The following is a 270-nucleotide window of genomic DNA, read 5'->3' as shown; positions in this document are numbered from 1 at the left end:
ACCGCGTCGAGCGGCTGGTCGCCGTACTCGTCGAAACGATCGATGCCGCGCACGCCGACGCCGCACAGCGATTCCACCTGCTGCGGCCGCCGGCTGAACACGGTCAGCCGGTGTCCGGCCTGTCGCCAGCGGGCGCACAGGCGGCGACCCATCAGGCCGGTACCGCCGGTCAAGAGAATGTGCATGGCTGTCTCCTCGTTTTGCCTGCGTGCCCTTTCAGTCTGGACCCTGGACATCGATCTGCCCGATGACCGTGCATCCTCCCCCCAT

At 67.4% G+C, this 270-nt stretch carries 1 protein-coding gene; it reads right to left on the bottom strand.

Annotation, left to right across the window (positions count from 1 at the left end):
• Positions 1–185: NAD-dependent epimerase/dehydratase family protein (locus tag ACLJNW_RS25365; RefSeq protein WP_410961388.1), on the bottom strand; the 185-nt coding region annotated here is incomplete at its 3' end.
• Positions 186–270 lie beyond the last annotated feature (85 nt).

Source organism: Salmonella sp. SAL4457 (assembly GCF_046548235.1).
In the GTDB taxonomy this organism is placed as follows: domain Bacteria; phylum Pseudomonadota; class Gammaproteobacteria; order Enterobacterales; family Enterobacteriaceae; genus Salmonella; species Salmonella enterica.
Note: the sequence above shows the minus strand (reverse complement) of the source record. Positions and strands in the feature narration are given on the sequence as shown.